Below are 26,820 nucleotides of genomic sequence, written 5' to 3' on the forward strand. Positions count from 1 at the left end.
CTTATTCCTCACTTGCATTCAGACGGACAAGGTTTCGCATTTTTCCGTCGTGTGTATTAATCGCCAATTCAATGGATGGGTTTTCCACCATCACTTTCTCAATACCGTTATTCGCAACTTCAAGAATGTACGGAATTGCCGCATTCAAAAACACATGGCTGGCGGTACGAGCCACCACGCCGGGGATGTTCGGAACACAATAATGCACCATGCCTTCATCCACAAAGGTGGGATGCTCATGCGTGGTCGGGCGCGATGTTTCAAAACAGCCGCCCTGGTCGATGCTGACGTCGATAATGATCGAACGCGGTTTCATGGCGCGCACCATCTCGCGCGTCACCACCACCGGCGCGCGTTGTCCGCTGACCAGCACGGCGCCGATCACAACATCGGCAAAAGCGGTGGCCCGTTCCAGGTTGCGCTTGGTCGAGATCATCGTTACAGCCCTGGGGAATCTTTCAGCCACTTTTTCCAGCACGCTCAAGCTCTTGTCGATCACCGTCACCTGCGCGCCGGCGCCAAGCATGGCCTGTGTAGCAGACATGCCCACCACACCGCCGCCGATGATCACGACTTCCGCCGAAGGCACGCCCGGCAGCCCGCTGAGCAATATTCCCTTACCGCCCCAATTATTCTGCAGCAGGCGCGCCGCGATCTGCGGGATCATCGCGCCGCAGATCAAACTGAACGGGCGCAAAACAGCCAGCGCGCCGCTTGCGTCCGTGATCTGTTCATAGGCCAGCGCGGTGATCTTCTTTTCCAACAGCAGGTCAATCTGATCCTGCGAACTGGAAGCGAGGTGCAGCAGTCCGGTCAGGATCGCGCCATCCTTCAACCATTCCATTTCATTTTTCAAAGGACGCGAGATCTTTAGCAGTAAATCTGCCCGTCCAAAGACTTCCTCGGCGGAATAGGCGATACGCGCCCCGGCCCGCTCGTATTCCTGATCGCTGAATCCCGCCCCCAGGCCCGCCCCATGCTCGACGAATATCTGGTGGCCGTTCTGGGAGAGGATCTCCACCCCGGCCGGGGAAAGACCCACGCGATACTCAAAGGGTCTGCTTTCTTTTGGTATTCCAATGTACATAATGTGCCTCCACATAAAAGACCCTAAAGGTCATTGAAACCTTCAGGGTCAAAAATTATTACGCCATATTGAGAACTTCACGAATCGACGGAAGCGCCCAATCAATGGTTTCCCTGTCAATGACGAGCGGCGGGGCAAAACGGATCACGTTATCGTGCGTCTCTTTTGCGAGGATGCCCTTGGTCTGTAACGCTTCACAGAAGCGGCGGGCGCCCTTTGCCTCAGGCTTAAGTTCGACACCAATTAATAATCCGCGTCCGCGCACTTCTTTAATATGCGGGCTGGGGATCTCGCTCAATTGCTCAACGAAATATTCACCCAATTGCTGTGAACGTTCCGCAAGTTTCTCCTCGCGGATCACGCGCAACGCGGCGCGGGATACAGCCGCCGCGAGCGGATTGCCGCCGAAAGTGGACCCATGCTCGCCGGGTGTGAACAAGCCAAGAATAGCCTTGTCTGCCAGCACCGCTGAGACCGGGTAAAATCCGCCAGCCAGAGCCTTGCCGATGATGGTCACGTCAGCGCGGACATCTTCATGATGCGCCGCGAACAGTTTTCCTGTGCGGGCCAGACCGGTTTGAATCTCGTCCGCCATAAAGAGTACGTTATTCTTCCTGCAAATCTCAGAGACCTTCTTCAAGTATCCAGCGGGCGGAATGATCACGCCAGCCTCACCCTGGATCGGCTCTAGCAAAACTGCTGCGGTGTTGGGGGTGATCGCTTTTTCCAGTTCGTCCGCGTCGCCATATTTCACGGTGACGAAACCCGGCGTGAACGGACCAAAGTCATCGCGGTAGGAAGGTTCGGTCGAGAAGGAAACAATGGTGACCGTGCGCCCGTGGAAATTTCCCGAAGCGACAATGATCTCAGCCTGATGGCGCGGAACCTTCTTCACCTGATATGCCCACTTGCGCGCCAGCTTGACAGCGGTCTCAACCGCCTCTGCGCCGGAATTCATCGGCAGGGACATTTCGTAGCCTGTCATCTCAGAGAGTTCTTTGTAGAGCAAAGGCAATTGGTCGTTGCGGAATGCGCGCGAAGTCAGGGTAACCCGCTTCGCCTGTTCAAGCAATGCCGCCAAAATTTGCGGATGGACATGTCCCTGGTTGACCGCGGAATACGCGCTCAAACAATCGAGATATTTCTTTCCCTCCACATCATAGACCCATACGCCCTCAGCCCTTTCGATCACCACATCCAAAGGATGATAGTTATGCGCGCCGTACTGTTCTTCCATGCTGATAAAATCTTGTGTATTCATTAATTATCCTTTTAAGAGGTTAGACCACAAAGGGACACTAAAGAACTCGAGGGAAAATCTTTAAAACCTTTATACCCTTCGTTCCTTTGTGGTTAATGATTTTTAAGCCGCATCAAACAAGCGTGCCAGAATTGCCTTCTGGGCGTGCAAACGATTATGAGCCTGTGGGAAGATGACCGAGTGCTTGCCGTCCGCGACTTCATCGGTCAACTCGTGATTGCGATGCGCGGGAAGACAATGCATGACAATGACGTCTTTATCCGCTTCTTTTACCAGTTTCGCATTCACCTGGTATGGAGGGAAGACCAGTTCACGTTTGGCGGTTTCCTCTTCCTGCCCCATCGAGGTCCATGTGTCGGTATAGATCACATGCGCGCCTTTGACAGCTTCATGCGGATCGCGCAGGAAGGTCAGCTTGCTTTTGGTTTTCTTCGCGATCCGTTTGGCGATCTCGATCGCCTTTGGATTTGTATCGTACCCTTCTGGAGTTGCAACAGTAAAGTTCCAGCCGAGCAATGCAGAAACATGCATCAGCGAAGTGGTCACATTATTCCCGTCACCGATATAACTGACGTTCAAGCCTTTGGATTTCGCGCCGAATTTTTCCTGAATCGTCAGCGCATCCGCCATGCCCTGGCAGGGATGATTGTAATCACTCAGTCCATTCACAACGGGGATCTCAGACCAAGTTGCCAATTCCATGACATGATCGTGTTCGAAAACCCGCGCCATCAGACCGTGCACATAACCGGACAGCACGCGCGCCACATCCGCAATGGATTCGCGTTTGCCCAGTCCGATCTCGCTCGGTGAAAGATAAAGCGCGTCACCGCCGCAATGCCGCATGGCCATATCAAAGGAGATGCGGGTGCGCAGGCTCGGCTTCTGGAAGATCATTCCCAATACTTTACCTTTGAATATCGGCTTGTTCCCCTTTTTGAAATACTGCTTTTTAAGTTTTACTGCCAGGTCGAGCAGGTCTTGAATTTCATCAGATGTGTAATCTGAGATCGCGAGAAAATCCTTCATGGTTGCTCCTTAATAAAAACTTTGAAAACATTCATAATTCGCCGCTTTTCGACAGCCCCAATGGGAATTCCGAAGTTTGGCGTATAGAGTATATCTTTATTATCCTTTTCTGCCATGTTTCATGCATCATGCATTATGCGTGACATTTATCGAATTACGTCCTTGCCTTTTTCCAGTAGCGGACCATCCCGTCCACGCTCATGTCAAGCGGATTCGCCAGCGCGTAGGCCGTGACGACATCCTCGCTCAGGTTTTGGGCGCGGCCTTGCTCGTTCATCCATTCCACGAACCTGGCGCGCAACTCGTCCACAGGCGGGTCGGCGGGCATGGTCTCTTCGAGCCATTTTTCAGAAGCGTCAAGCTTACTTTGCAGCTCATTCAAGTGCCAATCTACATCGTCAAAAATCCCAAAATGAGTGGGGGCAATGCGGGTGAATTTTAAAGAACGCAGCCGCGCAATGCTCTCGCGCCACCTGCCAAAATGTAATTCAGGCGGAGGCATCGGCGCGCGCAAATATGGATACCCCGGAATCCGCACACCGCCCACGTCTCCGCTAAAACATAGGTCTTCGAACAGATAGGAATAATGATGCTCGGCATGGCCGGGCGTATTGACGGCCACAAATCTTAAGTTCCCGATAGCGATCTCTTCCGCATCCTGCGGGACTGTGAGCTGTTGCTCCAGAACAGGCAGGAACTCGCCCCAGAGCGTATCCATCCTGTCCCCGTAAATGCGCGTGGCGCTGGCGATGAGTTTTTCAGGGTTGAGCATGTGCGCCGCGCCGTTCGGGTGGACAAACACCTGCGCCCCATGACGCGACAACCAGCCCGCCGCGCCCGCATGGTCGAGGTGAATATGCGTGAGCAGGACGTGGGTAATGTCGCGGGGGGATAATCCTTCCCGAGCAAGACCAGCTTGCAGTGCAGAAAGAGTCGAGCCCGGTCCGCTTTCGACCAGCACCGCGCCGGTCGCATGTCTGATCAAATAAGACGCGATCGCCTGGGTCTTATTTTGAAAGTTTAGATCTAGTGTGACAATATTGGTTCTTGCCATCGGCTTATTTCCTGTGAATTTATTGTAGTCGGAACAATCGACAGCGCCTGTGGAAGATCGGCGTCGCATTTAATAATAACAACGGGCACGCGCCGCTCGCGCAAAGAGGCCACCAGATTTTGCGTACCGCGCACACCGCCAAAGGTTTCCGCATCCAGCAAAACAACCACTGGCCGCAAAAAGCGCCTCTGCAGATCGTCCACCGCGTGAATAAGGTCGGGGCGCACTGTTGGAGTAACGAGAATAACGCTTGAGCCTTGCGGAAGCTGGGACGCCTGTACGGCGACCAGCGCCGCAATCGAAAGGCTGCCGTTGGCTTCCACAAAAGCCAGTGTCTCCAAAATTTTCGCCTCCTGCCGCTCGCTGTGTTCCGCCGAGTGTACGATAAATGTTTGCCCCGCGCTGACATATCCCACCGCGCGGCGCTGCCCAATAAAATAATGTGAAAGGGACGCGGTGATGCTGATGGAATATTCAAGCGTAGCTGGCGGCAGCTTAAATTTAGGGCGTTTTTTAAACATCATCATCTCAATTGGAATTTCCTCGAGCTGATATGGTTTCGCGTAATGCACATCTTTTTGCGAATCAAGGTACAGCCAGATTTCGGCCTGCGGATCCTGCTCAAACTCCTTGACCATTAAATGACCCCTGCGGGCGCTGGTGGGCCAATGGATACGCTTCATGGCATCGCCATGCACGTACTCACGCACTCCAGCCGCGTGCGGTGTAATATCCGCCGACTTCCTGCGAATGACCTGTCCGCCCGGCAAAAGCCCGGGCGGGAAGACGAACGACTTGATCTCAAAAATGATCGGGAACACCACCAGGGTGCGTTCAGGCGCGATCACTTTGCTCGCGCTAAATAAACCAAACGGATCGCCCGTGGAAACGCGCGTCGGTCCAAGCACAAATCCTCCGCGCAGCGTGAGCCATGTCCGCGCAAGATAGGATTGTTTGTGATGACCGCTCAGATAAGTAAACAGGCGCGAACCAGCCGCAAACGGGATCAAGGATTGATTCATGACCTCGAGCCATGGCACCATCACGCGGCTGTCATTCGAGATATTGAATTTTTCTTCAAAGACATCGCCAACATTCGCGCGTTGTACGCGAGCGCTTCTCTGCACCTGCAAACCCCTTACCGCCCAGCGCGTCCATATCCAGCTGCCGATCGCCAGCAAAACACTCAGGTAAAGAAATCGCGCGTACATGACCTTGCCTGTGGTCAATACTCCCACAGAACCGATCAGCAGGATCAGGGCGAGCAAGATCCGCCCAGCTTTCATTTAGATATCTTCCGTTCCGGGTCTGAGGCAAAATCACCGCCCGGCACCGGCATGGCGTGAATGATCTCCTGGATGATACGGTCTGAGCTTAGGTCGCTCAAACGCGCAGCAGGGCTGACGATAATTCGGTGCGCCAAAACAGCCACGGCCAGCGACTGAATATCATCCGGTAATACAAAGTCGCGCCCCATCAGCGCCGCGCGCGCCTGTCCTGCGCGGGCCAGCGAAAGACTTCCGCGCGGGCTGGCTCCAAGATAAACATCCGCGCTCTGGCGGGTGCGCATTGTTAATTCAACAATATATTTTTTAATGGCCGGGGAAATATAAACCTGCTTTACATCATCCACCGCCTGCAAGATCTCCACCAAGGTTACAACCGATCTCAGCGCTTCAAGCGGGTGTTGTATCTGCTGGTCGTCCAGCACGCGGATCTCATCCAGCATGGATGGATATCCTAACCGCATCCGAAGCAGGAAACGGTCCAATTGCGCTTCAGGGAGCGGAAAAGTTCCTTCATATTCAATCGGGTTTTGGGTTGCCAGTACCATGAAAGGCTTGGGCAGAATGTGGGTCGTGCCGTCCACCGTCACCTGGCGCTCTTCCATCGCTTCAAGCAGCGCGGCCTGGGTCTTGGGCGTGGCGCGATTGATCTCATCCGCGAGAATGATCTGCCCAATAATGGGACCCGGCCGGAATTCGAATTGATTCGCCTGCTGGTTATAAATCGAAACGCCGGTCACATCGCTCGGCAGCATGTCCGGCGTGAACTGGATGCGATTAAATGTGCAGTCCAGCGAACGCGCAAGACTCCGCGCCAGCATCGTCTTGCCCACCCCCGGAACATCTTCGATCAACACATGTCCCTGACACAACAACCCGATCACGATCAACTCGATGGACTGCCGCTTTCCAACGATCACCTTCTCCAGATTACCGATCACCCGTTCGCTAAATTCTTTAATGTCAGCCATAAATTAACATCCTTATGAAGAGATAATTGATTCTATCATGCAGGTTGCAATCGCGCCTATTTTCGGTCATGCACCGGCGTTCAGAGTGTGGTTCTTAAGTCCTTATCGCCTTCTTTTTTGTACATAGATTTAACGGAAGGCACGGAAAAGAGCGGCCTTTTTCTCCGTTCAGAATTGAATTTCAGCGGGGCAGCCGTTTTTGCATTGGACTCTTACACCCTCCAAGGTTCTTTTGGCGGGCTTGGCATATTGCATCTGCATCAAAAAAACCATCATTTTTCCATCCTTTGCGATAGAAGCGCTCTCCCGTGAATCGTGGTAGGCTCGTACAAATTGCATGGAAAGTAGTTTGTAATTACTTGGTTACAGAATTAAAACTGCCATTACTATTTTATTATTTGATAAGGAAAATAGACAATGTCAATTAATCAAGGTTACTTACTGGTGGTAGAAGACAATAATGATATCTTGAAATTTCTGGAAACAACGCTAATTTTTAAAGGCTATCGCGTGCTTACAGCCCATAATGGCGCTGAAGCTTTGGATGTTATGCAAAGTGAACGTCCTGCACTGATCATCACGGATATCTTAATGCCAAAGATGGACGGCTTCAGCCTGCTTAATGCATTGCGTTCGAATACTAATACTCAAAATATTCCAGTGATATTAATCTCGGCATTTTACATTGAACCTGAAGATAAGATCTTTGCGTTCACTCTTGGCGCGACCCGTTTTATCAAGAAGCCGATCAATATGGAAGATTTTATTCACGCGATCGAAGAACTCCTTGCGCAAGGTGAACATTCTCCCGCGCATGAAAAATTCAGCGGACCTAATTTCTATGGGGAATATCGCACACGAATACGAATATTGCTCAACCAAAAGAATGCGCGCCTCGCGCAGATTAAGCATCTGCTTGAAATCGTTCCGGAAGAAGAAAAACCTTCCTTTGAAAACACCCTGATCCTCGTGGCCGCCGAACGGGAAGAGATCCGACTCTTGGGCGAGCATATCCGAGAAAGACGGTCAAAATCGCGAACGAATTGAAAGTACTCCAATCTGGCTTTCAAAAAATGCCATTGATGCAGTGACCTTTTCCTGCCAATTGAATCAGCCTGCAATCGTGTATAATTTCGCCCATGCCCTAGTAGCTCAATGGATAGAGCGCCTGACTTCGGATCAGTAGGTTCCGGGTTCGACTCCTGGCTGGGGCACTAAAAACGGCACGAAATCAACAGAAAACCGCCTAAATTTGGCAAAAAGAGGGCTTCCAACACTGGAAGCCCTCTTTGTATACCCAAAGTAGAGCAACCGAAACACTACGCATTTCCTATTATGAAATAGTCTCCTTGCGTAATATAAGCAGCCCTTCTTTCTTTCAATTGATTGATCTCTTCGCTCACATCAATAGGCATCCATAAATAGACAACCCTTCAGTGACTGTGCCGTTTAGGAGATTTTGAAGAGCATTGGTCTTTCCATGCTGACTCCGCCGTAATAATCGCAATCTGACCACTATTTCTGTTCGAGTTATACTCCCGCAAAAAGAGGTGACATTCAGTAAATTGACAGAATTCCCCCTCTCAACTATCCTTGATTTATCTTTGAGCGGGGATATGTCCCCAAAAAGATAAACCGCCAATCTCATGGCTGATCAAAAGAAATCACCCCAGTCTGAAAATAAAAGCATCTCCATTGGCGGGATGTAGTGGATAGCCTGTCATTATCGGGGACAATAACACCGTCACCAAACCATCATCCAAAAATTCTTCAACATCTTAACCTTAGATTAGGCAAGGATTTCCAAAAAAAGAAGGAAAAAAAAAGGGGGAGAAAGAGCCGGGGAACCGGGGCGCCCCCCGCGGGCAGGGCGGAAAGGAGGGGAGAAAAGGTGGATTACCATGATTGGGCGTCTTGTGTCTCAAGGGAATCTGGTAATCACAGTTAAGATAATCATGGGTATCAAGGAAATCAAGGTATGCAGCATGAAGATTTGACCCGCCGTATTATTGCCGCCGCCATGAAGGTCCAATCCACGCTGGGCAACGGCTTTCAAGAAGTCATTTATCAACGCGCGCTGGAAATTGAGTTTCCTTATCACAATCTTGCCTTTGAACGTGAAAAGGAAATGTCCATTCATTATCGCGGACAGGAGATCGGCACACGCCGCGTGGACTTCTTCATCGAAAACCTGATTATGGTCGAACTCAAAGCGGTCATCCAATTGGAGGACGCCCATCTTGCCCAAGCCATGAATTATCTCGAAGCGTACAAAATGGAAATTGGTCTGTTGATCAATTTCGGCGCAAAAGAGATTACAATTCAAGCGCGTTCACAATAACAAACTCGACCATGATTTGAAGGATTAGAAGATTACCTTGAAAAAGCATCTTATGTTTAATGCAATGATTGAAGGAAGGTTTATAACAAGATGACCATGATTAGGGAAATCCCGTAAATCTCAACCACTGCGTTGACTTGATCTTCCTGCGCCGCGTCGGTGGCGGATATATCTTCGTCCACCGCCTGTTGATGGAACACTTCGCTGAAATGTATGAAAGGTCTTAACCATGATTAGAAGGATTAGAGGATGACCATGATTTGAAGTCTTGTACATCAGGGCAATCAAGCAAATTAGGAAAATCAAGGTTAAGGCAAAAGGCTTTGGCATGCAACACGAAGATTTGCCCCCCACTGCATGAGTCTGGAAAGCACTGCAAGGAGTCTACATGGAAGAAATTGAATCTTATGAAGAGGCGCTACGCAAAATAAGAGAGGCTGCCTTATCGGGAGCAAAGACATTAACTCTTAACAGAATAACTAAGATTCCATCGCAATTATGGGAACTTACGAACTTGGAATCGCTTACCATTAGGGGCGGCAATCATAAATATATAGTTAATGGCTCCACAACGATTGATCGTTCTGACCTTGGCCTGGAATTCATACCTCCTGAAATAGGCAAACTTAAAAAGCTGAAATATCTTGACCTGAGAGGAAATAATTTATCGTCTCTTCCACCCGAAATCGGGAGCTTCACCGACCTTGAATTTCTTGATTTATCAAATGACTATGAAGAAGGGGAGTCGGACGATGAAGGCGGGGATTGGAACACCTACGAACATTATTCAGGACTGAATCATATAACTCAGTTGTCTCCATCGTTTGTCAACCTAAAAAAGCTGTCACATCTTGATTTGAGAGGAAATGCCCTGACAATTCCTATTGAAATAGCAGATCGAATTGACCGTCCTTCTGAGATATTAAACTATTATTTTTCGATACAGAAAAGTGCAACCGGATCGTTACCTATTCATGAAATGAAACTCATTTTAGTGGGGGAAGGCGCGGTAGGGAAAACATCTCTCGTAATGCGAATTATCAGCGGAAAATTCGATCGCATGGTTGGCAAAACAGAGGGCATCGCAATTGCCCGTTGGCATGTAAAGAGTAATTATGGTCCCCATAGTGACAAACAAGATATTATTATTAATTTGTGGGATTTCGGCGGGCAGGAAATCATGCACGCCACGCACCAGTTCTTTCTCACCAAGCGCAGTCTTTACCTTTTGATTCTTGATTCAAGATTAACTCAGGCAGAAAACCGTGTTGAATACTGGCTCAAGATCATTCAATCCTTCGGCGGAGAGTCACCTGTGCTGATTGTCGGCAACAAAATTGACCAGCACCCGCTCGACATTGACCGCACGGGCTTGCAAAAGAAATATCCCAACATCATCGGCATCCTCGAAACCTCAGCTGCCACAGGTGCAGGAATCGAAGAACTCAAGGCCGCCATCGCCGAAAAGGTCAACAACATGCCGCACGTCCGCGATCTGCTGCCTGAAGCCTGGTTTACTGTCAAAACCAAACTGGAAGGACTGGGGCGCGATGCCAATTTCATCACCTACGATAAATATCTCGAACTGTGCGCCGAGAACGAAGTTAGCGACGAGACCAGTCAACGCACGCTGATCGGCTTCCTGCACGACCTCGGCGTTGTCCTGCACTTTCAGGATGATCGTCGTTTGGCTGAGTTGGGCATTCTTAATCCGCAGTGGGTGACAAATGGAGTTTATAAAATCCTGAATGACAAAGCGCTCTTTGCAAACAAAGGTGTTTTGACTTTGCCGTTGCTCGATCATATTTTGAGTACGTCAGAATACCCGCAAAACAAACGTCTTTTCATTGTTGATATGATGAAGAAGTTTGAACTGTGCTACGACATCGAGCCTGACATAACTTTTCTCGTACCCGACCTGCTACCCAAAGACCAGTCCGATCTGAAATTCAACGGCATCCCTGCCTTTGAGTATGCCTATCCCGTTCTGCCCTCCAGCGTCATCACCCGCTTTATCGTTCGTATGAACCAGAAGATCAAAGATCACTTCGTCTGGCGCACTGGCGTCGTGCTAAAGGTTGGCGAGAACACCGCTCTGGTCAAAGCCGATATTGAAGACCGCAAGATCACCATTGCAATTGAGGGAGTCGAGCACACGCGGCGAGATGCGCTGTCTGCGATCCGATATCAGTTGGATGAAATACATGGATCGATCAAGGGATTGAATCCAGAGAAGTATGTCCCCGTGCCTGGGGTGTCAGATGCTGATCCGTTGGAATATGAGACTCTGCTGATGATGGAACGGGAAGGGATCGAAACTACCCACGTAAAAAGCGGACGCAAATTGGTCGCAGTCAATGTCAGCCAGATGTTGAACGGCGTCGAGAGTGAATATCAACGCAAACAGTATGGCAATGTGACGAACATCAGCATCGGTGGTGATGCCAACGGCAGCACGATCATTGTTGGTGATGAAAACGAAGTGAAGAAGTAAAGCGATCAATACATCCCTGATTTAATCTGGAGATACCCATGTCCCATCTTTTCGAACCGCTGACCATCAAAGACATCACATTACGGAATCGCATTGGCGTTTCGCCGATGTGCATGTACAGTTACATCAACGGATTTTCCAACGACTGGCAGGTGATTCACCTGGGAGCGCGCGCAGTGGGCGGCGCAGGGCTGATCATTGCCGAAGCCACCGCCATTGACCCGATCGGACGCATCACCCCCTACGATCTTGGCATTTGGTCGGATGAGCACATCGAGCCGCTCTCGCGCGTGACTCGCGTCATCAAAGAGAACGGGGCTGTGGCTGGAATTCAAATCGCGCATGCAGGCAGAAAGGCTGGCTCGAGACGCCCGTGGGATAGTGGAAAGCCGCGCCATCCCGACGAACTGCCCAGTTGGCAGGGAGTTGGTCCCAGCCCGATTGCGTTCAGCGATGATTACGCCGTTCCGCATGAGTTGAGCGTGGATGAGATTCGTCAGATTCAAGATTCATTCCGCGCCGCCGCTGGGCGCGCGTTGTCCGCTGGTTTTGAATGGCTCGAAATCCACGCGGCGCATGGCTACCTGCTTCATAGTTTCTATTCGCCCATCTCCAACCAGCGCAGTGATGAATATGGCGGCAGTTTTGAAAACCGCATTCGATTCCTGTTGGAAACCGTCCGTGCCGTTCGCGAGGTCTGGCCCGAACGGCTGCCACTGACCGTCCGCATCTCAGGCACGGATTGGGTGGATGGAGGCTGGAGCGTGGAGGATTCAGTCCAACTTGCGCGGCATCTCAAAGCAGAAGGAGTTGACCTGATTGACTGTTCCTCTGGCGGCGGAGTGGCGCAAGCTAAAGTCCCCGCTGGACCTGGTTATCAGGTGCCCATTTCGGAAGCCGTGCGGCATGGGGCAGATATCCTAACAGCCACGGTGGGCTTGATCACCGCACCAGAACAGGCAGACGAGATCATCCGCAACGGACGCGCCGATCTGGTTTTACTGGGACGCGAAATGCTGCGCGATCCGTATTGGGCGCTGCACGCTGCCCAAGTCCTCAAACAGCCCGCGCCTGTCCCGCCTCAATACCTGCGTGCCTTCTAAAAAAGTAAGCCATGAACATTTATACGTTGGGCGGGGTCGTAATTCAAACTAACAGGACTTTCCAATGAACTATTTTCAAGACGCGAAGACTTCTCTTGAGCAAGTAGCCGCGACCTATGCGGAAACGATCATCAACTCCATCCAGCAGGAATACCCGAATCAAATGCAGCACATGATGACGGGTCCCGAGGATCGTCCAACGCCGCGTGAAGCGCACCCAGCCTTTTACGGATGCTTCGACTGGCATTCAAGCGTTGAGATGCATTGGGCCTTGATCCGTCTCCTGCGCCTGACACCTAATGCCTTTGATAAGATGAAGGCATTGGAAGTCCTCGGTGCGCATCTAACAGAACCAGCATTATTACAAGAAGCTTCATATCTGCGTTCCCGTTCGCGTTTCGAACGCCCATACGGTTGGGGCTGGGCGTTGACCTTTGTCAACGAGCTAACCCTTTGGGAAGATGAAGCGGCCGCAAAATGGCTTGCAACTGTTCGTCCACTTGCCGATGTAATCACCGAGTTGTTCCTGGCATGGCTCCCGAAGGCGACGTATCCGATCCGCGTGGGGATGCATAGCAATAGCGCGTTCGGTCTGGCGCGCTCGGTGCCGTGGGCAAAGTATTTATCAGCACAAGGCGATCCGCGCCTGTTGAATGCCATCACCCAGGCTGCAACTCAATGGTATGGCGAAGATCGGGACTATCCTGCTGGTTACGAACCAGGCGGCAGTGATTTCCTCTCGCCCGCCCTGACAGAAGTGGATTTGATGAGTCTCGTTCTCGAACGCGAAGAATTTCTTGTGTGGCTGGATGCGTTCCTGCCCGGGCTTTCATCTGGGAGTCCCAGGTCACTCTTTCAACCCGCGTTCGTATCCGACGCATCGGACGGCCAACTGGCACATCTGCATGGGTTGAACCTGTATCGGGCATTTGTTTGGAAGCATTTAAATGCGATCCTGCCAGATGATGATAAACGCAGGCCGCATCTTGAAGCTAGAATAGCAGCCCACGCCCAGGCGAGCATGGGGGCTGTGACAGGTTCCGACTACATGGTGGAACATTGGCTGGCGTGTTATGCAATGCTCTACTTGAGCGGGGGCTAGTGATTAACGCTTCGTGGTCTATAACCAAAGAAATAAACAAGTCGTTTGATATGAACAACATCCTTTCTCAACTCATTAAACTCCAACAAAAACCTGCCCCCTTCGAGCCTGGTGAGCCATTATTCTGGAATGACCCGCATATATCCGCGCAAATGTTGAAGGTGCATCTTGATCCAAATACAGACGCAGCCAGCCGCAATCCTGAAACGATCGACCATTCAGTACAATGGATCATTGATACACTCGCTCTGAAATCAAACGACGCAGTTCTGGATTTAGGCTGTGGACCGGGTTTATACGCCTCCCGTTTAGCGAGCACTGGCTTGCAAGTCACAGGCGTGGACTATTCACGCAGTTCCATTGATTACGCCAGACGATATGCAAGTGAAAATCAATTGCATATTAATTACCGTTATCAAAACTACCTTGAGTTGGAAGATGCGAATCTGTGCGACGCGGTTTTTTTGATCTTTGGCGATTTCTGTCCGCTCTCTCCGCAGCAGCGATCAATGCTCTTGAAGAATGTTTACCGTGCGCTCAAGCCCGGGGGCAGATTTGTATTGGATGTGACCACGCGTGAACATCGCAAAAAGCATGGCAACAAAAACAACTGGTACGCAGTGGAAAATGGATTTTGGAAACCTGGTCCGCACCTTGTGTTGGAAGAAGGTTTCGATTACCCGGAACAATCCATTTGGCTGGATCAATATACAGTCATTGAAGGGGATGGGAAAGTATCTGTCTACCGAAATTGGTTTCAAGATTACACTCCGGAAACCATCACTGAGGAATTAGCGCAGGGAGGTTTTTCTGTCGAAGGTTTGTGGGGCGATCTGACGGGAATGCAGTATTCTCCTGGCAGCGAGTGGATTGGGGTAATCGCCAGTAAAAAATAAACACCGGGGTACGGCTACCTGAAGCGGGAGCCCGAGCTTGTGGAAGTATAGATCGCGGTCTTTCTGCCTTACAGCATTTTCCAATTCCACAGCCCTCTCGAAGTCCCCATTGCGTAATTTCTTCATCTGCTTCCATGCTTCTTGTGACTGCTTCGGGCACATCCAGCATCTCGACTTAATAGGAACGCGCCAGCCGAATTTCTGGATCTGCGCCATACATTGGTTTCTGCTCATGGGAAGGATCTCAATAAATTGATATACATGGCGGTACCAGTTCAGTCAGTTGTCATTCATGTCAATCCCATTCATCAAGACTGATCCCCAGCCAAACTTCCGTATCCTGTTCACATGAAATTCGAATCGTTCTTTCCAACAGGTAGGAAAAGCTGTATAGTATGAGTATAAAAGAGGAAGGTTTTCCCTTTAGAGGTGGCGGACCAGCAGCTAATTTTTTAGCGGAAGGGAATTGCCGTGGAAAATAACAAGATCATTCAAGCCATGCTTCAGGCAGGTCGTTTGGAGGCCGAGTCGCCCCAAAAAGCATTAAAGGCGTATCGGCAAGTCAAAAAACTGAATGAAGCCGTGTACCCGGGCATGATAGGGGTTGCGACCATTCTGCCTGCGGTAGCGACCATTATTTCCTATTTCATCAGCACCTGGTTTGGACCAGACTCTTGCTTCGTTTGGATACTTTCCATCCTGATCCAACTCTTCATTGGGTTTTACCCTGTGTTCATGCTGCGGGATGTTGTATTGGATGAAACCCTGTTCATGTACGAAACCAAGGTGAAGGATAAGCCTCGCAGGTCATCTCTGTTGGGTATCTTTATGGTGATGGCAAATGACTGGATGGCATTTATAGGGATCATCATGTTCGGTCTCATCCTGGGAGGACCCGAGATCTGGCTTCTCTCTGTACTGCTCGATCTGCCGCTCTCCCTATTCGATTATTGGCCGCGTCCGCTTTATTATTTTTCTTATGGGTTTATCCTGTTGGTGGGATGTTCGTTTTACCTGACCAACATGCCCTTAAGCCCATATCTCGGGTATGGACGGGATTATGATTCCATGCACGAACGCTTTGCAAAATTACGCTGGCGGTTTCTTTCGACCAAGACCCTACTGATGCAAGTCCCTGCGGGGTGGTACTTTAACCGCGGGCTGATCTCCCAAACGATCGCAAATTTTGTTTATTACTTCTATGCGGCCAGAATTGCCTTTAACGTGGCAGAAACGCCATTGCTGGAAAGCGTTATTTCCGGGCTCTTCGCGGGCATCCTGTTCGGGCAGAACTTCTGGAAGATCCAGAACGACCCTGTTATAGAATTTCTGGCGGATCTGGGACAAATTAGATGCTTGTTTCATAAACGCAAATGGTATGCCGCTCGCGAGTATATTTTCTCCTACTTCGAACATTCACTTATAAAACCTCTACTCGTGGAAAACCGTGTCATGCATCACTTGTTTTGGGTCTTGCAACCGGGATGGCCACATGAGTACAAGAAAATAAGATACAGCTACGCAGTTCAAGATCTTGAACTTTGCCGTACCCAGGAAGAGTGGAAGTATCCATACGCCAGTCTATGGAAAGACTCACTTGATCGTACCGAAATGCTTATTAAGTCTTCGCCAATCGCAGGTACCGAGGCATAAGTGACTTGACTTTTCCTATCAGGAACTTCAATAGGCACGCGAATGGGTGTGATCAAGCCTTGCCCTTGAGCCAGGAGGAGTAGATCATGGAAAATAGAACGTCGTCCCCTTTTTCAGCTTCCTGCACCCAGCGCTGCGGTAATGGCCCTGTTTGACAAAGCCAGTGCTTGCTTTCCGATCTATCCTGCAACACCGACCAGCAGACTGAAAACAGCGGGCTTTTTTGTGCCAGCGCGGAAGCCACTGCCTTATTTCGGAAAAAGAGCATTGACATCGAAGGAGGTCCGTCCTTTTCAACCAGATAGCCCGAGCGGATCGAATAGCCGCTGAAAAGCACATCAGAAAGACGGTCACGGGTTATAAACACATGTCCGGCGAGGCGGTATTCCCGATCCATCAAAACGATCGCCCAGGGCCAGAACCCTCTTCTTCTGAAGCCCTCATTTAAATCCACAAACAGGCTAAAGCTGTTCCTTTGATAAGGCTCCAATAGATTGTCTAAAAATTGATCCGCTTCAGGCAGGGTCTCAAAAGTTACCTGGGTTCGGACCCCTTCAGGATCTTGAATTTTTTCCTGCAGGAGGAGAAGTTCAAAGCTCGTGGTCATTTTCAAATTTCCAGGTCAGCTCTACTTAATAACGTGAATAATTGATACGCTAAAGTCACTATCATGCGCTCTCTGAGGCGATCGAAGGGTCTCGGACATGCCTTGGTAGAGATACCTTCGTTACCCAATATTGACGTTTAATAATTCCTATTCTAAAGGTGTTATTTCAATGAGTCATGTGCCTAATGTCATGAAAAAAAGTATACCCACCGCAAAAAATGTTTGTACTGACTGGTAAATTTTCCCGTTTTAAGGCAGAAAACTATCAATAACTGACCGTAATAATGCTAAAATACTGCCTGCACAACCAAAATTGGACATTCGGAGCAGCAGGCTGCGGGTTCGACTCATCGCTGGAGTACAAATGCATGGATGAAGCACCATTTGATCAATTAAAACTCGTGCTTGCCCGTCTTGAAAGGATCTCCGCTGATTCGGTCTGGGCACACCGCGCAAGCGGAGTACGCGGAGCGCTGCTCAGGATGCTGGAGAAACTCGAGAATGGCAGGCAAGTTCACAGGTCTGATTTGAAGCGCCTGATCGAGCTTGGATTTTTTATTTTGGAGCAATCCGCCAGGGAGAAGTTTTAAGCAAGCCGGAAATCTTCCAACCCATTTCATTGGGATGAAATAACCTGGATCTTATGTAGAAAATATCTTCCGTCTTGATTCATGCCTTCTATGGCGATTTGAATGGGCAAAGAGGTCCTTAGGTCGAGGATCGAAAATTCAAGAGCGTATTCTCCCGCAGGCATATTGGCAGGGATCTGGAGGATTGGATCAACATGATATTCAGGCGCAGCCGGCGACAATGATTTGTCGGCAGGAAACCACTGGGAGATATCTTCGTTTTTTGAGTTATTTAATTCAAGCGCATTTCCCAGGCTGTCAACCAGGTAAAAACGGAGTTGAAAGCGCTGTCCCATTTTGACATAGGCTGGAGCCTCGCCAAGGTTTTGCCAGATCATGGAAAGCGGCAGGGTGTTGCCGGCCTGCACGGAAGGATCCAGGCTTGCCCGCTTAAGCACAAAACGATAACCAACCGGTAACACCAATGCTTGAAGATCAATCAAGTTCTGTTCAAAATTATTATTATGGATCAGGATCGGATGGGTGCTCTTGACCGTATCCAGCGCAGTTCTCATATCCACATTTTCTGAACTACACAACTCGTAAATGATGGGCGCCTGTTTCCATATCTGTCCCAATACATCCATCGGCAGGCTGTCGCTTCTGCCGAGACAATCATAACGAAATCCGACATCCTTGCGCCGCAAAAACACATATTGCGTAGATTGGGAAATGCCCGCATATGGCATTACCAATTGAGTGGACTGCGCGCCCGTGTAGGAATAGCTCACAGTCTGCTTGCTCCCGTTCGAAGCGCGGCATTGATGCGACGCGATCTCCCCCCTATAAAAATATCCGCCAGCCGCCTGCGTGTCTGGCTGTCCAAAGTACGCATGCTGGCGGCAGTGGCAGTTCCATCCTTATAACTACTTTCCCAGAGAGAGTCCCATTCGGTCTGATCATTCCAATTCCACTCGTTAAAATTCCCGTATCCAGAAATATCCATAAAGGCGATTGCCGGGTTTCCATCATACTTCGCGATCAGCGCGCCGACAAAGCGTCCCCATTCCTGCTGGTAAACGCAGTTCGAATAATCCGGTTCGCCGGACGGAAATACAAGCGCGCCTTTATTCAAAACCCAATCCGGGATCTGGTTTCCGCCAAACGATTCGCCGCGAACTGTGTATACACGAAATGAAAATTGTTTTCCGCGCGCAATGGCATATTCGAGCTGTTCATCAATTGCCGACCAATCGTACACACCTTCCTGCGGGTTGAGGCTGTTCCAGGCGATTTTTTCCCTGCTGGAATAGATCACCGTTTCCGGGAAAAATCCCGAGCTCGCCCCCTCGGACGAATCATTCTGCCAGCCCATGCCGGGGTTGGACAGATAATCGCTTACAGGTACAGGGTTGATCACCACTTCTTCATCCACCTCAAAAGTCGAAATGATCGTCGAGGTTGCGGTTGGCGTGATTTGGGCTGGTATGTTTATATTAAAAAAATAGCAGCTCCACATAATTAATAGAATTGCCACTGTTATAATGAGAGTCAGCCAGACTCGCCAGTGGGCGGTGATTTTTTTCATACAATTATCCTTTACAAAATTAAGTCGGCGTACCGTTTGCAATCATCTTATGAACGAACGTTTTTAAAACACCATTCAATTCAAAGGCCTTTGCAGTCCATGAAAATCGCATATATTATGTCACGCTTTCCATTGCTCTCTGAAACGTTTATTTTACGGGAAATGATCGAGGTGGAAAAGATGGGGATCGATATTGCCTTGTACCCTCTTATGTGTGAGGATCAACCTGTCGTTCATAAGGAGGCGCTGGAGTGGAGCGCGCGCGCAAATTGTATCCCATTCATTTCAAGCGCCGTCCTTGTGGAAAACATCCGCACGTTCTTTGGAAATCCATTCAAATATATTTCGCTTATCTGGCAAATCTTTTGGGGGAATATTTCATCGCCGGGCTTTCTCGTGAAAGGATTATATCTTTTTCCAAAAGCTGTGTACACCGCCGTCCGCCTCAAAAAAGATAATATCGACCACATCCACGCACACTACGCCTCCCACCCCGCCCTGGAGGCATGGATCATCCATAAATTAACCGGGATTAGTTACTCCGTCATGATCCACTCCCACGATATTTATGATTGCCACGCCATGCTGGGTCCCAAATTGAAAGACGCCGCATTTCTTGCCACGATTTCACAATATAACATTGGCTATATGACGGACCTGCTCGGAGATTGGATCCCGCCAAAGAGCCATATTGTGCGCTGCGGGATAGATACGTCACGATATACACCGTCCCCGAAGCCACAGCGGGATACTTTTGAGATAATTCAAGTCGGCACGTTGCATTGGAAGAAAGGACAGGTGGTTCTTATTCAAGCAATGGCAAAGTTCAGGGAGTATGGCGTCCCGTTTCATCTACAGATCATCGGCGAAGGGGAAGAGCGCGCCAACATCGAGGCGGAGATCAGGAAGCATCACTTGGAAAGCGTAGTGGATTTGCTTGGAGCAAAAACGCAGGCTGAGGTGGCCCAGCTTCTGCCGTCCGCAGATTGTTATATCCAATCGAGTGTCAGTGAAGGGATTCCCGTGGCGATCATGGAAGCGATGGCGTGTGAGTTACCGGTGATCGCCACAAGCATCACCGGTATTCCAGAACTGGTCCTGCAAGAAAAAACTGGTTATTTGGTTAATTCATTGGATGTGAACGGGATGGCAGCCGCGCTCTATCGAATCAAACTGGACCAGGAACACGCAACAGAAATGGGCAGGCAGGGCCGCCTGTGGGTACAACAGGAATTTGACCTGCATGAAAATGGAATAAGACTGGTGAAACTTTTTCAAACGATTGCTGACAAGCCGCGCTAAACTTATTGTGGCGACATCGTCTGGATTCAAATCAAATGCCTAGACCGGAGTCCGCGTTACTTTTAATAAGAATGGAGATACCAAATGTCCCTAAATGAACGATATGAATCAGAGAAACAAAAGTGGGATGGCATAACTGAAGAGCAAGCCCAGGAACTTGAAATTTTCGCTCCTGACTTTGAGTTTCACCAATTTGCCCGATCGAACAGCGAAACCCCCGGCGTATCTGAATTTCTCGGAGATATCAAGGGCAGGAAGGTTCTCGAGATTGGCTGCGGGTCTGGATACATGGCGACACTTTTATCGAGAAGCAAAGCCCTGGTCACCGCCTTTGATCTTTCTCCGCAAAGCGTAAGAACAACCAGGAAACGTGCAGAATTAAATCAGACCGAACTGGATGTGCTGGTGTCGGCCGGCGAAAACCTGCCCTTTCAAGATGATAGTTTTGACATTGTGATCGGAAAAGCCATCCTTCACCATCTCGTGAGTGAAATCGGCAGTCAAGACATTCGCCGGGTACTTCGTAAAGGAGGCAAGGCGGTATTCGTTGAACCGATGGGGATGAATCCGATCCTGACTTTCGTTCGCAATTACGTTCCTTATCCACACAAAAACGCTGTCGGCATTGATGAGCCCTTTAACCTATAAGGTCATGGATGCCTGGACAGACGGTTATCAATACCGCGAGTATCGCGAGATCCAACTATTAAGCATGGTTGAACGCGCCTTTGGCTGGGAAACGACATTTCCAATCCTGCGAAAAATGGATGCTCATATCCTAAAGCACATCCCATTCCTCAGGCGTTTCTGTCGGTATGTGATCATCTATGCGGTCAAGTAGATGGAAATTACCGGTTCATGCGCGCCGCTCGCGCTCCAAATACGCTCAAAATACAGACACGTCGAGCGAACAACCAAGTCCCGCCTTTTTGATAAAAGTCATGAACCAGTATCATATTCAGTTATAATTAATGCCATGTTTGCGAGTGTTCTAGTTCGCTAATATTTCTTATAAAATATACTTACCCACCATTATTTGTAATAGATCAAGAGGATAAAATGGCTGAAGAGAAAAAAATATACATCCCCGCTGCAAAAAAAGGCGAGGGTATTTCGCGGTTCTTGTCAGGCTTCGATTTACATGACATTTCCTGGAAGCCTTTCATTGTGTTGGGAGTTTTATTCTCAATTCTTGTGGGCATTGCCATTAGCATAAACCCCGGTCAATACTTCCCGTATATCGTTGGAGGAATTGGCGGGATCATTGTTTTTGTTCTTATCTTTCAAAAACCTGAATTTGGGATTTATATCCTGATATTTTCAGTATTTGCAAACATCTCAGACATATTAACCGACAAAGGGCTGCCAAGTGTTAATCGTCCGCTTCTTGCCATTACGCTTGCCAGTATCATCGCAAACTACCTGCTAAAAACGGGGAAATTTGACAAATTTCCGATCATTGGCCGTACAGAATGGGCGATGTTGGCTTTTTATTCCGTAATTGTCGTTTCCACCTTCGTTTCTCCGGATAAAAGCCAGGTGATCAGCATTATTGTGGATATTACCAAGGATATCCTTGTAGGCGTGGCATTGTATATCGGCTTGAACAGCAAAGATAAATGGGAGGCGAGCGCGTGGATATTGATCGGCACGATTGGATTCTTGTCGCTCCTTGGGGTATTTAAAGAATTGAGCGGAACCGACCTCACATTCTTCAACCTTGCCCGACAAAGCATCTTCGGTCAGGTGGGCTCAGGGGATGAGTTAAGATACGCCGGGCCGATCGGAGAATCGAATCTTTGGGGTCAGGTACTGGTGGCCGCGCTGCCGCTGGTTATTTACAGGTTATATAGAAAACATACACCGTTCCTTCAAGTAGTAATCGCAATTGTCACCCTTTTGATTTTTCTGGCTGCGATCTTCACAGGCAGCCGCGGTGCATTTGTAGCTCTGATCGTCGTTGCCCCTGTAATCGCCTTGGAAATGCGTATAAAACCGCTGCCAGCGCTCAGTGCAATTTTAGCAGCCATTATCATATTTTCAATCCTCCCCACAACGTATGCTCAGCGCTTCCAATCTTTAAATGTATTTTTGCAGACTTCAAATCCAAATGCCGTGACACAGGACGCCTCGTTTGCCGGACGAAGTAATGAAATACGGGCCGGTCTGGCCATGTTCATGGATCATCCATTTCTGGGAGTGGGCTTTGGAAATTATGGGGCGAATTATTGGGATTACGCGGGAAAACTTGGGTTGATCTCCGGCGAGTCCAGGTTCAACACATCCGGCTCCACAAAATACGCCCATTCCTTATATATTGAAGTAATTTCTGAAACGGGCATACTCGGACTAACAGCCTTCCTGTTATTTTTTGGACTTTTATTTCTCGATCTCTTCAAAATCAGGAAAAGGTATAAGACCTACCACACCGATCCGGATTGGGAAACCTGGGTCACTTCATTGATAATCTCAATCTTCACATTCTTGGTCAGCGGTATTTTCCTGCACGGGCTTCTCTTCCGTTACATTTGGATGCTGGTTGGACTGGCACTCGCCGCGATTTCCATTTCGAACGAAACACATAAAACATTCATTTCCGCAGTCCAGAAAAAGCCATGACCGCTGAAGTTGGTGACGACGATTCAAAATATAAGGAGATTACCCGTAAAGCCACGCACGGCATGGCGTGGAACTACCTGTCATTTGGATCGGGAAAAATCCTTAACCTGGTCACAATTTCAATACTGGCACATATTTTACCTCCCGAAAATTTTGGCGTGGTGGCTCTGGCTACATTGACCATGGATTACCTCTCGGTCATTAATGACCTTGGGCTTGGCGCCGCCCTGATCCAGAGAAAACGCGCTGTGGAAGATTCTGCAAACACCGCCTTTCTCTTAAATCTGCTTTCAAGCACACTCCTCACACTCATAACGATTCTGGTCGCCCCGCTCGCCGCGAATTTTTTCCACGAACCACAGGTTACGCCAATTCTACGCTGGCTTGGCTTGACCTTTATGTTCAATGCGGCCGGCTCTGTGCATAACGTGCTCTTACAGCGCGAGCTTAACTTTCGCAAGAAAATATTCCCCGACCTGGGGCACACGGTCGTCAAGGCGGCCATTTCCATTGGCTTGGCATTGTCCGGTTTCGGCGTGTGGTCGCTCGTTATAGGTCAATTGGCGGGAACAATCATCCAATCAATAATTTTATGGGTCGTCCTGCCCTGGCGGCCAAAACTCATCTGGAACGCCTCCATCGCAAAAGAACTTTTCCAGTATGGCTTTTCCATCATGGGGAATAATGCCATCTCTGTCTGGGAGGATAGTTTTGACTACTTTATCATCGGTCTGATCTATACCCCCACCGCCCTGGGAATTTACACGCTCGCATACCGCCTGCCGCAAACATTGGTGCTCAACATCCTGTGGATCATGACAGCCGTCCTGTTTCCCGCCTTTTCATCACTGCAAGATCAAGCAGAAGTGCTAAAGAGAAGCTTCCTCTCCATTGTTCGCTACGTGGAATTGCTCGTTACACCGCTCTGCCTGGGAATGTTTATCGCGGCAGATCCATTGATTAGAGTTGCGTTTGGCGAGCAATGGGTGGACGCGATCCCCATTCTGCGGGTGCTCAGCCTGTATGTTTGGGTGGTCTCGATCGGATTCCATGTCGGCGACATTTATAAAGCGATCGGGCGGCCGGATATCCTTATAAAAATATCAATCCCCATGTTCGTGATCCGTATTTTCCTCCTCTGGCTCGGCGCGCAGTACAGTCTGGTGGGTGTCGCGATCGCCCACCTTGCCGCAGGAATAATTTCCGCCACCATACGCTACTTTGTCGCAGCGCACTTCTTGAAGCTCACGATCATTGACATAGTCAGGGAGCTCACATCGTTCGTATGCGGAATTGGACTGCTCGCATTGGCATTGCCCGCTCTTTATCTGACCGCCGACAGCGCGCCTTTAACCCAGCTAATCGTCGTTGTCATTTGCGGTGCAGCAGGATATCTTGGGGTTGTCTGGCTGATTGAGCGGAATTCGGTGCTGGATGCCCTAAAAGTTCTTGGATTAAGATCCTCAACGGCAGCAAAATGAAAACCCGAATACTATGGATCATTGACGGGCTCGGTCATGGCGGCGCTGAGAGAATGACCCTTTCCATAATGAAATCTTTTGACCCCGAAAGATTCGACCTGCGGGTATGCGCCTTGCAGGTAAAACAGGGCAACCCGATCGCAAGGGAACTGGAGCGTGCCGGGATACCCGTTGACCTCGTTCCCATTCCAAACCTTCGCCATCCTGCGAACCTTCCAAAACTACTAAAATATATCCGCAACCATAATCCGCACATTATTCATACCCAGTTGGAGTTTGCGAATGTATTGGGCAATGTTGCCGCTGCGATGCTTGGCATCCCAAGCGTCTCCACGCTTCACACCCTTGGCGCGCCGCAAAAAGGGACGGAATATGGGCGCAGTCAAATCGAGTGGGCCTGTCTGAGAAATTTTTGCACGCGTGTGATCGCAGTTTCAGAAAGTACGCGCCGGCATCATATAAAATACGGAAAAATTAAACATGAGCGGATCGTCACTCTCTACAATGGCATTGACCTGTCAGTTTTCGACCCATTGAACGAAACTGTCCGTGAACAGAAACGCGCGTCTCTGGGCATCCCCTCCGCCGCGACCATCTTCCTGACCATTGCGGTCTTACGTGAGCCAAAAGGGATTCAATATATGCTGGCAGCCATGCCGCAAATTTTGCAAGCTGAACCATCCGCCCGTTACCTTGTTGTTGGCGACGGCCCGCACGGCGATGCCCTAAAGGAATTTACACGATCCCATGGACTTGACTCACACGTCACATTTACAGGTCAGCGGACGGATATTCATGAAATTCTCGCGGCAAGCGACGTTTTTGTCCTGCCTACCCTCATAGACGCGCTTCCGACTGTGTTAATTGAGGCAATGTCCGCTGGAAAAGCAGTTATCGCGTCCAACGTGGGAGGCGTGCCGGAAATCGTTGTCAATGGGATAAGCGGAATACTGATCGAGCCTGCGGAGCCCCTTCAGCTTGTGGAGAGCTGTTTGAAACTCGCGCAAGACAAGGCGCTAAGAGATGCGATGGCCAAGGCGGGGCTAAAAATATCACATGAAAAATTTGATATCAAAAAACAAGTGGAAAAGTTGACTGAACTTTATGGAGAGCTGATCCAGCATGGGCGATAAAAAGCAAATGAAAGTTTTCCTGGTGGAGCCGCGCGGCTCGGGAGGCATGATCCACTATGCATACCAAATGTGTACAGCCATGGCAAAGCAAGGCGCGGATGTTTCCCTGGTAACATCGAGTGAATATGAACTGGAAGATTTCCCGCATAACTTTCAGGTGATCAAGTTAATGGAGTTATGGTCGCGGACGGACGATCCGCTATCGGGGCAATTCCGAAAGAATACGGTAATGAAAATGATCAGGGGAGTACGCCGCGGCCTGCGGGGGATCCGATGGTTTATCGAATGGGTGCGGCTGACCCAATACCTGCTAAAAACACGCCCTGACGTGATCCAATTCGGAACAACACAATTCCAGATGGAGGGATTATTTTATGCCTGCCTGAAAAGCAGGGGACTGGTGTTAAGTCAGATCTGCCATGAATTCGAGTCACGCGAGCTTGGCAATAATGTCTTCACAAGAATTAACGATAATCTGATCAGCGGGACCTTCAAGAATTTTTCGGCCATTTTTTTTCACGGCGAATCCAACAAGCAAAGGTTTTTATCTCTTTTTGATTTTCCCGCCGGCAACCTGCACAGCATTCGGCACGGAAACGAACGGATATTTCCCGCTTCAGACAGCACCAACGAGATGCGGTACCGCCTGCTGAAAAAATACAATTTGTCAGATGAAAATTGCACGGTTTTATTCTTTGGAAATCTTGCGCCCAGCAAAGGTGTGCCTGAATTAATTCAAGCCTTTGCGGATGTTTATGAACAAAACAAACGTGCGCGGCTTGTGATCGCAGGCAAGCCGTCAAAGCATATGAATATGACCGCGCTGCATAAAATGGTAACGGATTTACACCTATCAAACGCGGTCGTTTTTGACAGCCGCTATTTGGATATGGAAGAAATCGCGCCGCTGATGGAATTGGCGTCGGTGGTGGTTTATCCATATCACAGCATCACCCAAAGCGGGGCGCTTCAGGCGGCATATGCTTTTGGTAAACCTGTGGTGGCAACCAATGTGGGCGGATTCCCTGAAGCTGTGGAAGATGGCAAAAACGGCTTTTTGGTCCCGCCCAGGTCTCCGCGAGAATTGGCAATTGCCATCTCAAAGATCATCAATGATCCGTTACTGGGAAAGGAAATGGGGGCATATTCCAAACACCTCTCCGAAACACGCTTTGCGTGGGAGCCAATCGCCGGGACAATTCTTGATGTCTATTCTGAATTACTGAAAAACAAATGAACTTTCC

24 protein-coding genes and 1 tRNA gene are annotated in these 26,820 nt (G+C 49.4%); 16 read left to right on the forward strand and 9 right to left on the reverse strand.

Going from position 1 to position 26,820, the window contains the following annotated elements; all coding sequences use genetic code 11:
* Nucleotide 1: 1 nt before the first annotated feature.
* The 6 genes from IPL17_RS16585 to IPL17_RS16610 all read right to left on the reverse strand — a co-directional run bounded on the left by IPL17_RS16585 (nt 2) and on the right by IPL17_RS16610 (nt 6,688).
* Nucleotides 2-1,087 carry an alanine dehydrogenase gene (locus tag IPL17_RS16585; RefSeq protein WP_345308195.1) on the reverse strand — a complete coding sequence of 362 codons (1,086 nt, stop codon included), beginning with the start codon at nt 1,085-1,087 and terminating at the stop codon, nt 2-4.
* A 58-nt stretch (nt 1,088-1,145) separates the two neighbouring features.
* Nucleotides 1,146-2,348: an ornithine--oxo-acid transaminase gene (rocD, locus tag IPL17_RS16590; protein ID WP_345308196.1), complete on the reverse strand. Its 1,203-nt coding sequence runs from the start codon at nt 2,346-2,348 to the stop codon at nt 1,146-1,148.
* Between the two features lie 102 nt (nt 2,349-2,450).
* Nucleotides 2,451-3,377, reverse strand: a complete 927-nt coding sequence (argF, locus tag IPL17_RS16595; protein ID WP_345308197.1) for an ornithine carbamoyltransferase — start codon at nt 3,375-3,377, stop codon at nt 2,451-2,453.
* A gap of 154 nt (nt 3,378-3,531) precedes the next feature.
* Nucleotides 3,532-4,431 (reverse strand): MBL fold metallo-hydrolase, encoded by a 900-nt coding sequence (locus IPL17_RS16600; RefSeq protein ID WP_345308198.1) that lies wholly within the window; start codon nt 4,429-4,431, stop codon nt 3,532-3,534.
* Nucleotides 4,404-5,717, reverse strand: coding sequence for a DUF58 domain-containing protein (locus IPL17_RS16605; RefSeq protein ID WP_345308199.1), 1,314 nt, complete (start codon nt 5,715-5,717; stop codon nt 4,404-4,406). Before IPL17_RS16605 ends, IPL17_RS16600 begins: the two co-directional genes overlap by 28 nt.
* Complete coding sequence (locus IPL17_RS16610) at nt 5,714-6,688, reverse strand: MoxR family ATPase (protein WP_345308200.1); 975 nt, start codon at nt 6,686-6,688, stop codon at nt 5,714-5,716. Before IPL17_RS16610 ends, IPL17_RS16605 begins: the two co-directional genes overlap by 4 nt.
* A 417-nt stretch (nt 6,689-7,105) precedes the next feature.
* Here IPL17_RS16610 and IPL17_RS16615 point away from each other — a divergent pair, with 417 nt between their 5' ends.
* The 8 genes from IPL17_RS16615 (at nt 7,106) to IPL17_RS16650 (ending at nt 16,277) form a co-directional block, all read left to right on the forward strand.
* Entirely contained in the window at nt 7,106-7,735 is a 630-nt protein-coding gene (locus tag IPL17_RS16615; RefSeq protein ID WP_345308201.1) for a response regulator, read from the forward strand.
* A gap of 94 nt (nt 7,736-7,829) precedes the next feature.
* A tRNA-Arg gene (locus IPL17_RS16620) sits at nt 7,830-7,902 on the forward strand.
* Nucleotides 7,903-8,666: 764 nt separating this feature from the next.
* The gene (locus IPL17_RS16625; protein ID WP_345308202.1) at nt 8,667-9,029 is read left to right on the forward strand and encodes a GxxExxY protein; all 363 of its coding nucleotides are present in this window, start codon (nt 8,667-8,669) and stop codon (nt 9,027-9,029) included.
* A 979-nt stretch (nt 9,030-10,008) separates the two neighbouring features.
* On the forward strand, nt 10,009-11,523 hold the full coding sequence (locus IPL17_RS16630) for a COR domain-containing protein (RefSeq protein ID WP_345308203.1): 1,515 nt from the start codon (nt 10,009-10,011) through the stop codon (nt 11,521-11,523).
* Nucleotides 11,524-11,561: 38 nt separating this feature from the next.
* Nucleotides 11,562-12,626 carry an NADH:flavin oxidoreductase/NADH oxidase gene (locus tag IPL17_RS16635; protein WP_345308204.1) on the forward strand — a complete coding sequence of 355 codons (1,065 nt, stop codon included), beginning with the start codon at nt 11,562-11,564 and terminating at the stop codon, nt 12,624-12,626.
* Between the two features lie 64 nt (nt 12,627-12,690).
* Nucleotides 12,691-13,728, forward strand: a complete 1,038-nt coding sequence (locus IPL17_RS16640; RefSeq protein ID WP_345308205.1) for a DUF2891 domain-containing protein — start codon at nt 12,691-12,693, stop codon at nt 13,726-13,728.
* Nucleotides 13,729-13,778: 50 nt separating this feature from the next.
* Entirely contained in the window at nt 13,779-14,624 is an 846-nt protein-coding gene (locus tag IPL17_RS16645) for a class I SAM-dependent methyltransferase (protein WP_345308206.1), read from the forward strand.
* Nucleotides 14,625-15,095: 471 nt separating this feature from the next.
* Nucleotides 15,096-16,277 carry a hypothetical protein gene (locus IPL17_RS16650; protein ID WP_345308207.1) on the forward strand — a complete coding sequence of 394 codons (1,182 nt, stop codon included), beginning with the start codon at nt 15,096-15,098 and terminating at the stop codon, nt 16,275-16,277.
* Nucleotides 16,278-16,329: 52 nt separating this feature from the next.
* Here IPL17_RS16650 and IPL17_RS16655 read toward each other — a convergent pair whose 3' ends face one another.
* Nucleotides 16,330-16,884 (reverse strand): hypothetical protein, encoded by a 555-nt coding sequence (locus IPL17_RS16655; RefSeq protein WP_345308208.1) that lies wholly within the window; start codon nt 16,882-16,884, stop codon nt 16,330-16,332.
* Between the two features lie 368 nt (nt 16,885-17,252).
* Here IPL17_RS16655 and IPL17_RS16660 point away from each other — a divergent pair, with 368 nt between their 5' ends.
* Nucleotides 17,253-17,474: a hypothetical protein gene (locus tag IPL17_RS16660; protein ID WP_345308209.1), complete on the forward strand. Its 222-nt coding sequence runs from the start codon at nt 17,253-17,255 to the stop codon at nt 17,472-17,474.
* A gap of 26 nt (nt 17,475-17,500) precedes the next feature.
* Here the strand turns inward: IPL17_RS16660 and IPL17_RS16665 are convergent, their stop codons facing one another.
* Together IPL17_RS16665 and IPL17_RS16670 are read right to left on the reverse strand one after the other, a co-directional pair.
* Nucleotides 17,501-18,244 carry a DUF4832 domain-containing protein gene (locus IPL17_RS16665; RefSeq protein ID WP_345308210.1) on the reverse strand — a complete coding sequence of 248 codons (744 nt, stop codon included), beginning with the start codon at nt 18,242-18,244 and terminating at the stop codon, nt 17,501-17,503.
* On the reverse strand, nt 18,241-19,041 hold the full coding sequence (locus IPL17_RS16670; protein ID WP_345308211.1) for a hypothetical protein: 801 nt from the start codon (nt 19,039-19,041) through the stop codon (nt 18,241-18,243). The genes IPL17_RS16665 and IPL17_RS16670 overlap by 4 nt, the downstream gene beginning before the upstream one ends.
* Before the next feature lie 117 nt (nt 19,042-19,158).
* Between IPL17_RS16670 and IPL17_RS16675 the strand changes: the two genes are divergently transcribed.
* The 7 genes from IPL17_RS16675 (at nt 19,159) to IPL17_RS16705 (ending at nt 26,813) form a co-directional block, all read left to right on the forward strand.
* Nucleotides 19,159-20,343: a glycosyltransferase family 4 protein gene (locus tag IPL17_RS16675; RefSeq protein ID WP_345308212.1), complete on the forward strand. Its 1,185-nt coding sequence runs from the start codon at nt 19,159-19,161 to the stop codon at nt 20,341-20,343.
* 84 nt (nt 20,344-20,427) lie between these two features.
* Nucleotides 20,428-20,991 carry a class I SAM-dependent methyltransferase gene (locus IPL17_RS16680; protein WP_345308213.1) on the forward strand — a complete coding sequence of 188 codons (564 nt, stop codon included), beginning with the start codon at nt 20,428-20,430 and terminating at the stop codon, nt 20,989-20,991.
* Nucleotides 20,972-21,184 carry a hypothetical protein gene (locus IPL17_RS16685; RefSeq protein ID WP_345308214.1) on the forward strand — a complete coding sequence of 71 codons (213 nt, stop codon included), beginning with the start codon at nt 20,972-20,974 and terminating at the stop codon, nt 21,182-21,184. The genes IPL17_RS16680 and IPL17_RS16685 overlap by 20 nt, the downstream gene beginning before the upstream one ends.
* Before the next feature lie 218 nt (nt 21,185-21,402).
* Nucleotides 21,403-22,962 (forward strand): O-antigen ligase family protein, encoded by a 1,560-nt coding sequence (locus tag IPL17_RS16690; protein ID WP_345308215.1) that lies wholly within the window; start codon nt 21,403-21,405, stop codon nt 22,960-22,962.
* Nucleotides 22,959-24,443, forward strand: coding sequence for a lipopolysaccharide biosynthesis protein (locus tag IPL17_RS16695; RefSeq protein ID WP_345308216.1), 1,485 nt, complete (start codon nt 22,959-22,961; stop codon nt 24,441-24,443). Before IPL17_RS16690 ends, IPL17_RS16695 begins: the two co-directional genes overlap by 4 nt.
* On the forward strand, nt 24,440-25,576 hold the full coding sequence (locus IPL17_RS16700) for a glycosyltransferase family 4 protein (protein ID WP_345308217.1): 1,137 nt from the start codon (nt 24,440-24,442) through the stop codon (nt 25,574-25,576). The genes IPL17_RS16695 and IPL17_RS16700 overlap by 4 nt, the downstream gene beginning before the upstream one ends.
* Entirely contained in the window at nt 25,566-26,813 is a 1,248-nt protein-coding gene (locus IPL17_RS16705) for a glycosyltransferase family 4 protein (protein ID WP_345308218.1), read from the forward strand. The genes IPL17_RS16700 and IPL17_RS16705 overlap by 11 nt, the downstream gene beginning before the upstream one ends.
* Nucleotides 26,814-26,820 lie beyond the last annotated feature (7 nt).

It is taken from the genome of Candidatus Villigracilis saccharophilus, assembly GCF_016711665.1.

Bases quoted from the DNA above. Each gene is read 5' to 3' on its own strand.
- IPL17_RS16635 (WP_345308204.1), top strand. From the start codon at position 11,562: ATGTCCCATCTTTTCGAACCGCTGACCATCAAAGACATCACATTACGG.
- argF (WP_345308197.1), bottom strand. From the start codon at position 3,377: ATGAAGGATTTTCTCGCGATCTCAGATTACACATCTGATGAAATTCAA.
- IPL17_RS16625 (WP_345308202.1), top strand. From the start codon at position 8,667: ATGCAGCATGAAGATTTGACCCGCCGTATTATTGCCGCCGCCATGAAG.
- IPL17_RS16615 (WP_345308201.1), top strand. From the start codon at position 7,106: ATGTCAATTAATCAAGGTTACTTACTGGTGGTAGAAGACAATAATGAT.
- IPL17_RS16645 (WP_345308206.1), top strand. From the start codon at position 13,779: ATGAACAACATCCTTTCTCAACTCATTAAACTCCAACAAAAACCTGCC.
- IPL17_RS16610 (WP_345308200.1), bottom strand. From the start codon at position 6,688: ATGGCTGACATTAAAGAATTTAGCGAACGGGTGATCGGTAATCTGGAG.
- IPL17_RS16630 (WP_345308203.1), top strand. From the start codon at position 10,009: ATGAAACTCATTTTAGTGGGGGAAGGCGCGGTAGGGAAAACATCTCTC.
- IPL17_RS16670 (WP_345308211.1), bottom strand. From the start codon at position 19,041: ATGAAAAAAATCACCGCCCACTGGCGAGTCTGGCTGACTCTCATTATA.
- IPL17_RS16605 (WP_345308199.1), bottom strand. From the start codon at position 5,717: ATGAAAGCTGGGCGGATCTTGCTCGCCCTGATCCTGCTGATCGGTTCT.
- IPL17_RS16600 (WP_345308198.1), bottom strand. From the start codon at position 4,431: ATGGCAAGAACCAATATTGTCACACTAGATCTAAACTTTCAAAATAAG.
- IPL17_RS16640 (WP_345308205.1), top strand. From the start codon at position 12,691: ATGAACTATTTTCAAGACGCGAAGACTTCTCTTGAGCAAGTAGCCGCG.
- IPL17_RS16655 (WP_345308208.1), bottom strand. From the start codon at position 16,884: ATGACCACGAGCTTTGAACTTCTCCTCCTGCAGGAAAAAATTCAAGAT.
- IPL17_RS16675 (WP_345308212.1), top strand. From the start codon at position 19,159: ATGTCACGCTTTCCATTGCTCTCTGAAACGTTTATTTTACGGGAAATG.
- rocD (WP_345308196.1), bottom strand. From the start codon at position 2,348: ATGAATACACAAGATTTTATCAGCATGGAAGAACAGTACGGCGCGCAT.
- IPL17_RS16585 (WP_345308195.1), bottom strand. From the start codon at position 1,087: ATGTACATTGGAATACCAAAAGAAAGCAGACCCTTTGAGTATCGCGTG.
- IPL17_RS16705 (WP_345308218.1), top strand. From the start codon at position 25,566: ATGGGCGATAAAAAGCAAATGAAAGTTTTCCTGGTGGAGCCGCGCGGC.
- IPL17_RS16685 (WP_345308214.1), top strand. From the start codon at position 20,972: ATGAGCCCTTTAACCTATAAGGTCATGGATGCCTGGACAGACGGTTAT.
- IPL17_RS16695 (WP_345308216.1), top strand. From the start codon at position 22,959: ATGACCGCTGAAGTTGGTGACGACGATTCAAAATATAAGGAGATTACC.
- IPL17_RS16700 (WP_345308217.1), top strand. From the start codon at position 24,440: ATGAAAACCCGAATACTATGGATCATTGACGGGCTCGGTCATGGCGGC.
- IPL17_RS16680 (WP_345308213.1), top strand. From the start codon at position 20,428: ATGTCCCTAAATGAACGATATGAATCAGAGAAACAAAAGTGGGATGGC.
- IPL17_RS16660 (WP_345308209.1), top strand. From the start codon at position 17,253: ATGGATGAAGCACCATTTGATCAATTAAAACTCGTGCTTGCCCGTCTT.
- IPL17_RS16690 (WP_345308215.1), top strand. From the start codon at position 21,403: ATGGCTGAAGAGAAAAAAATATACATCCCCGCTGCAAAAAAAGGCGAG.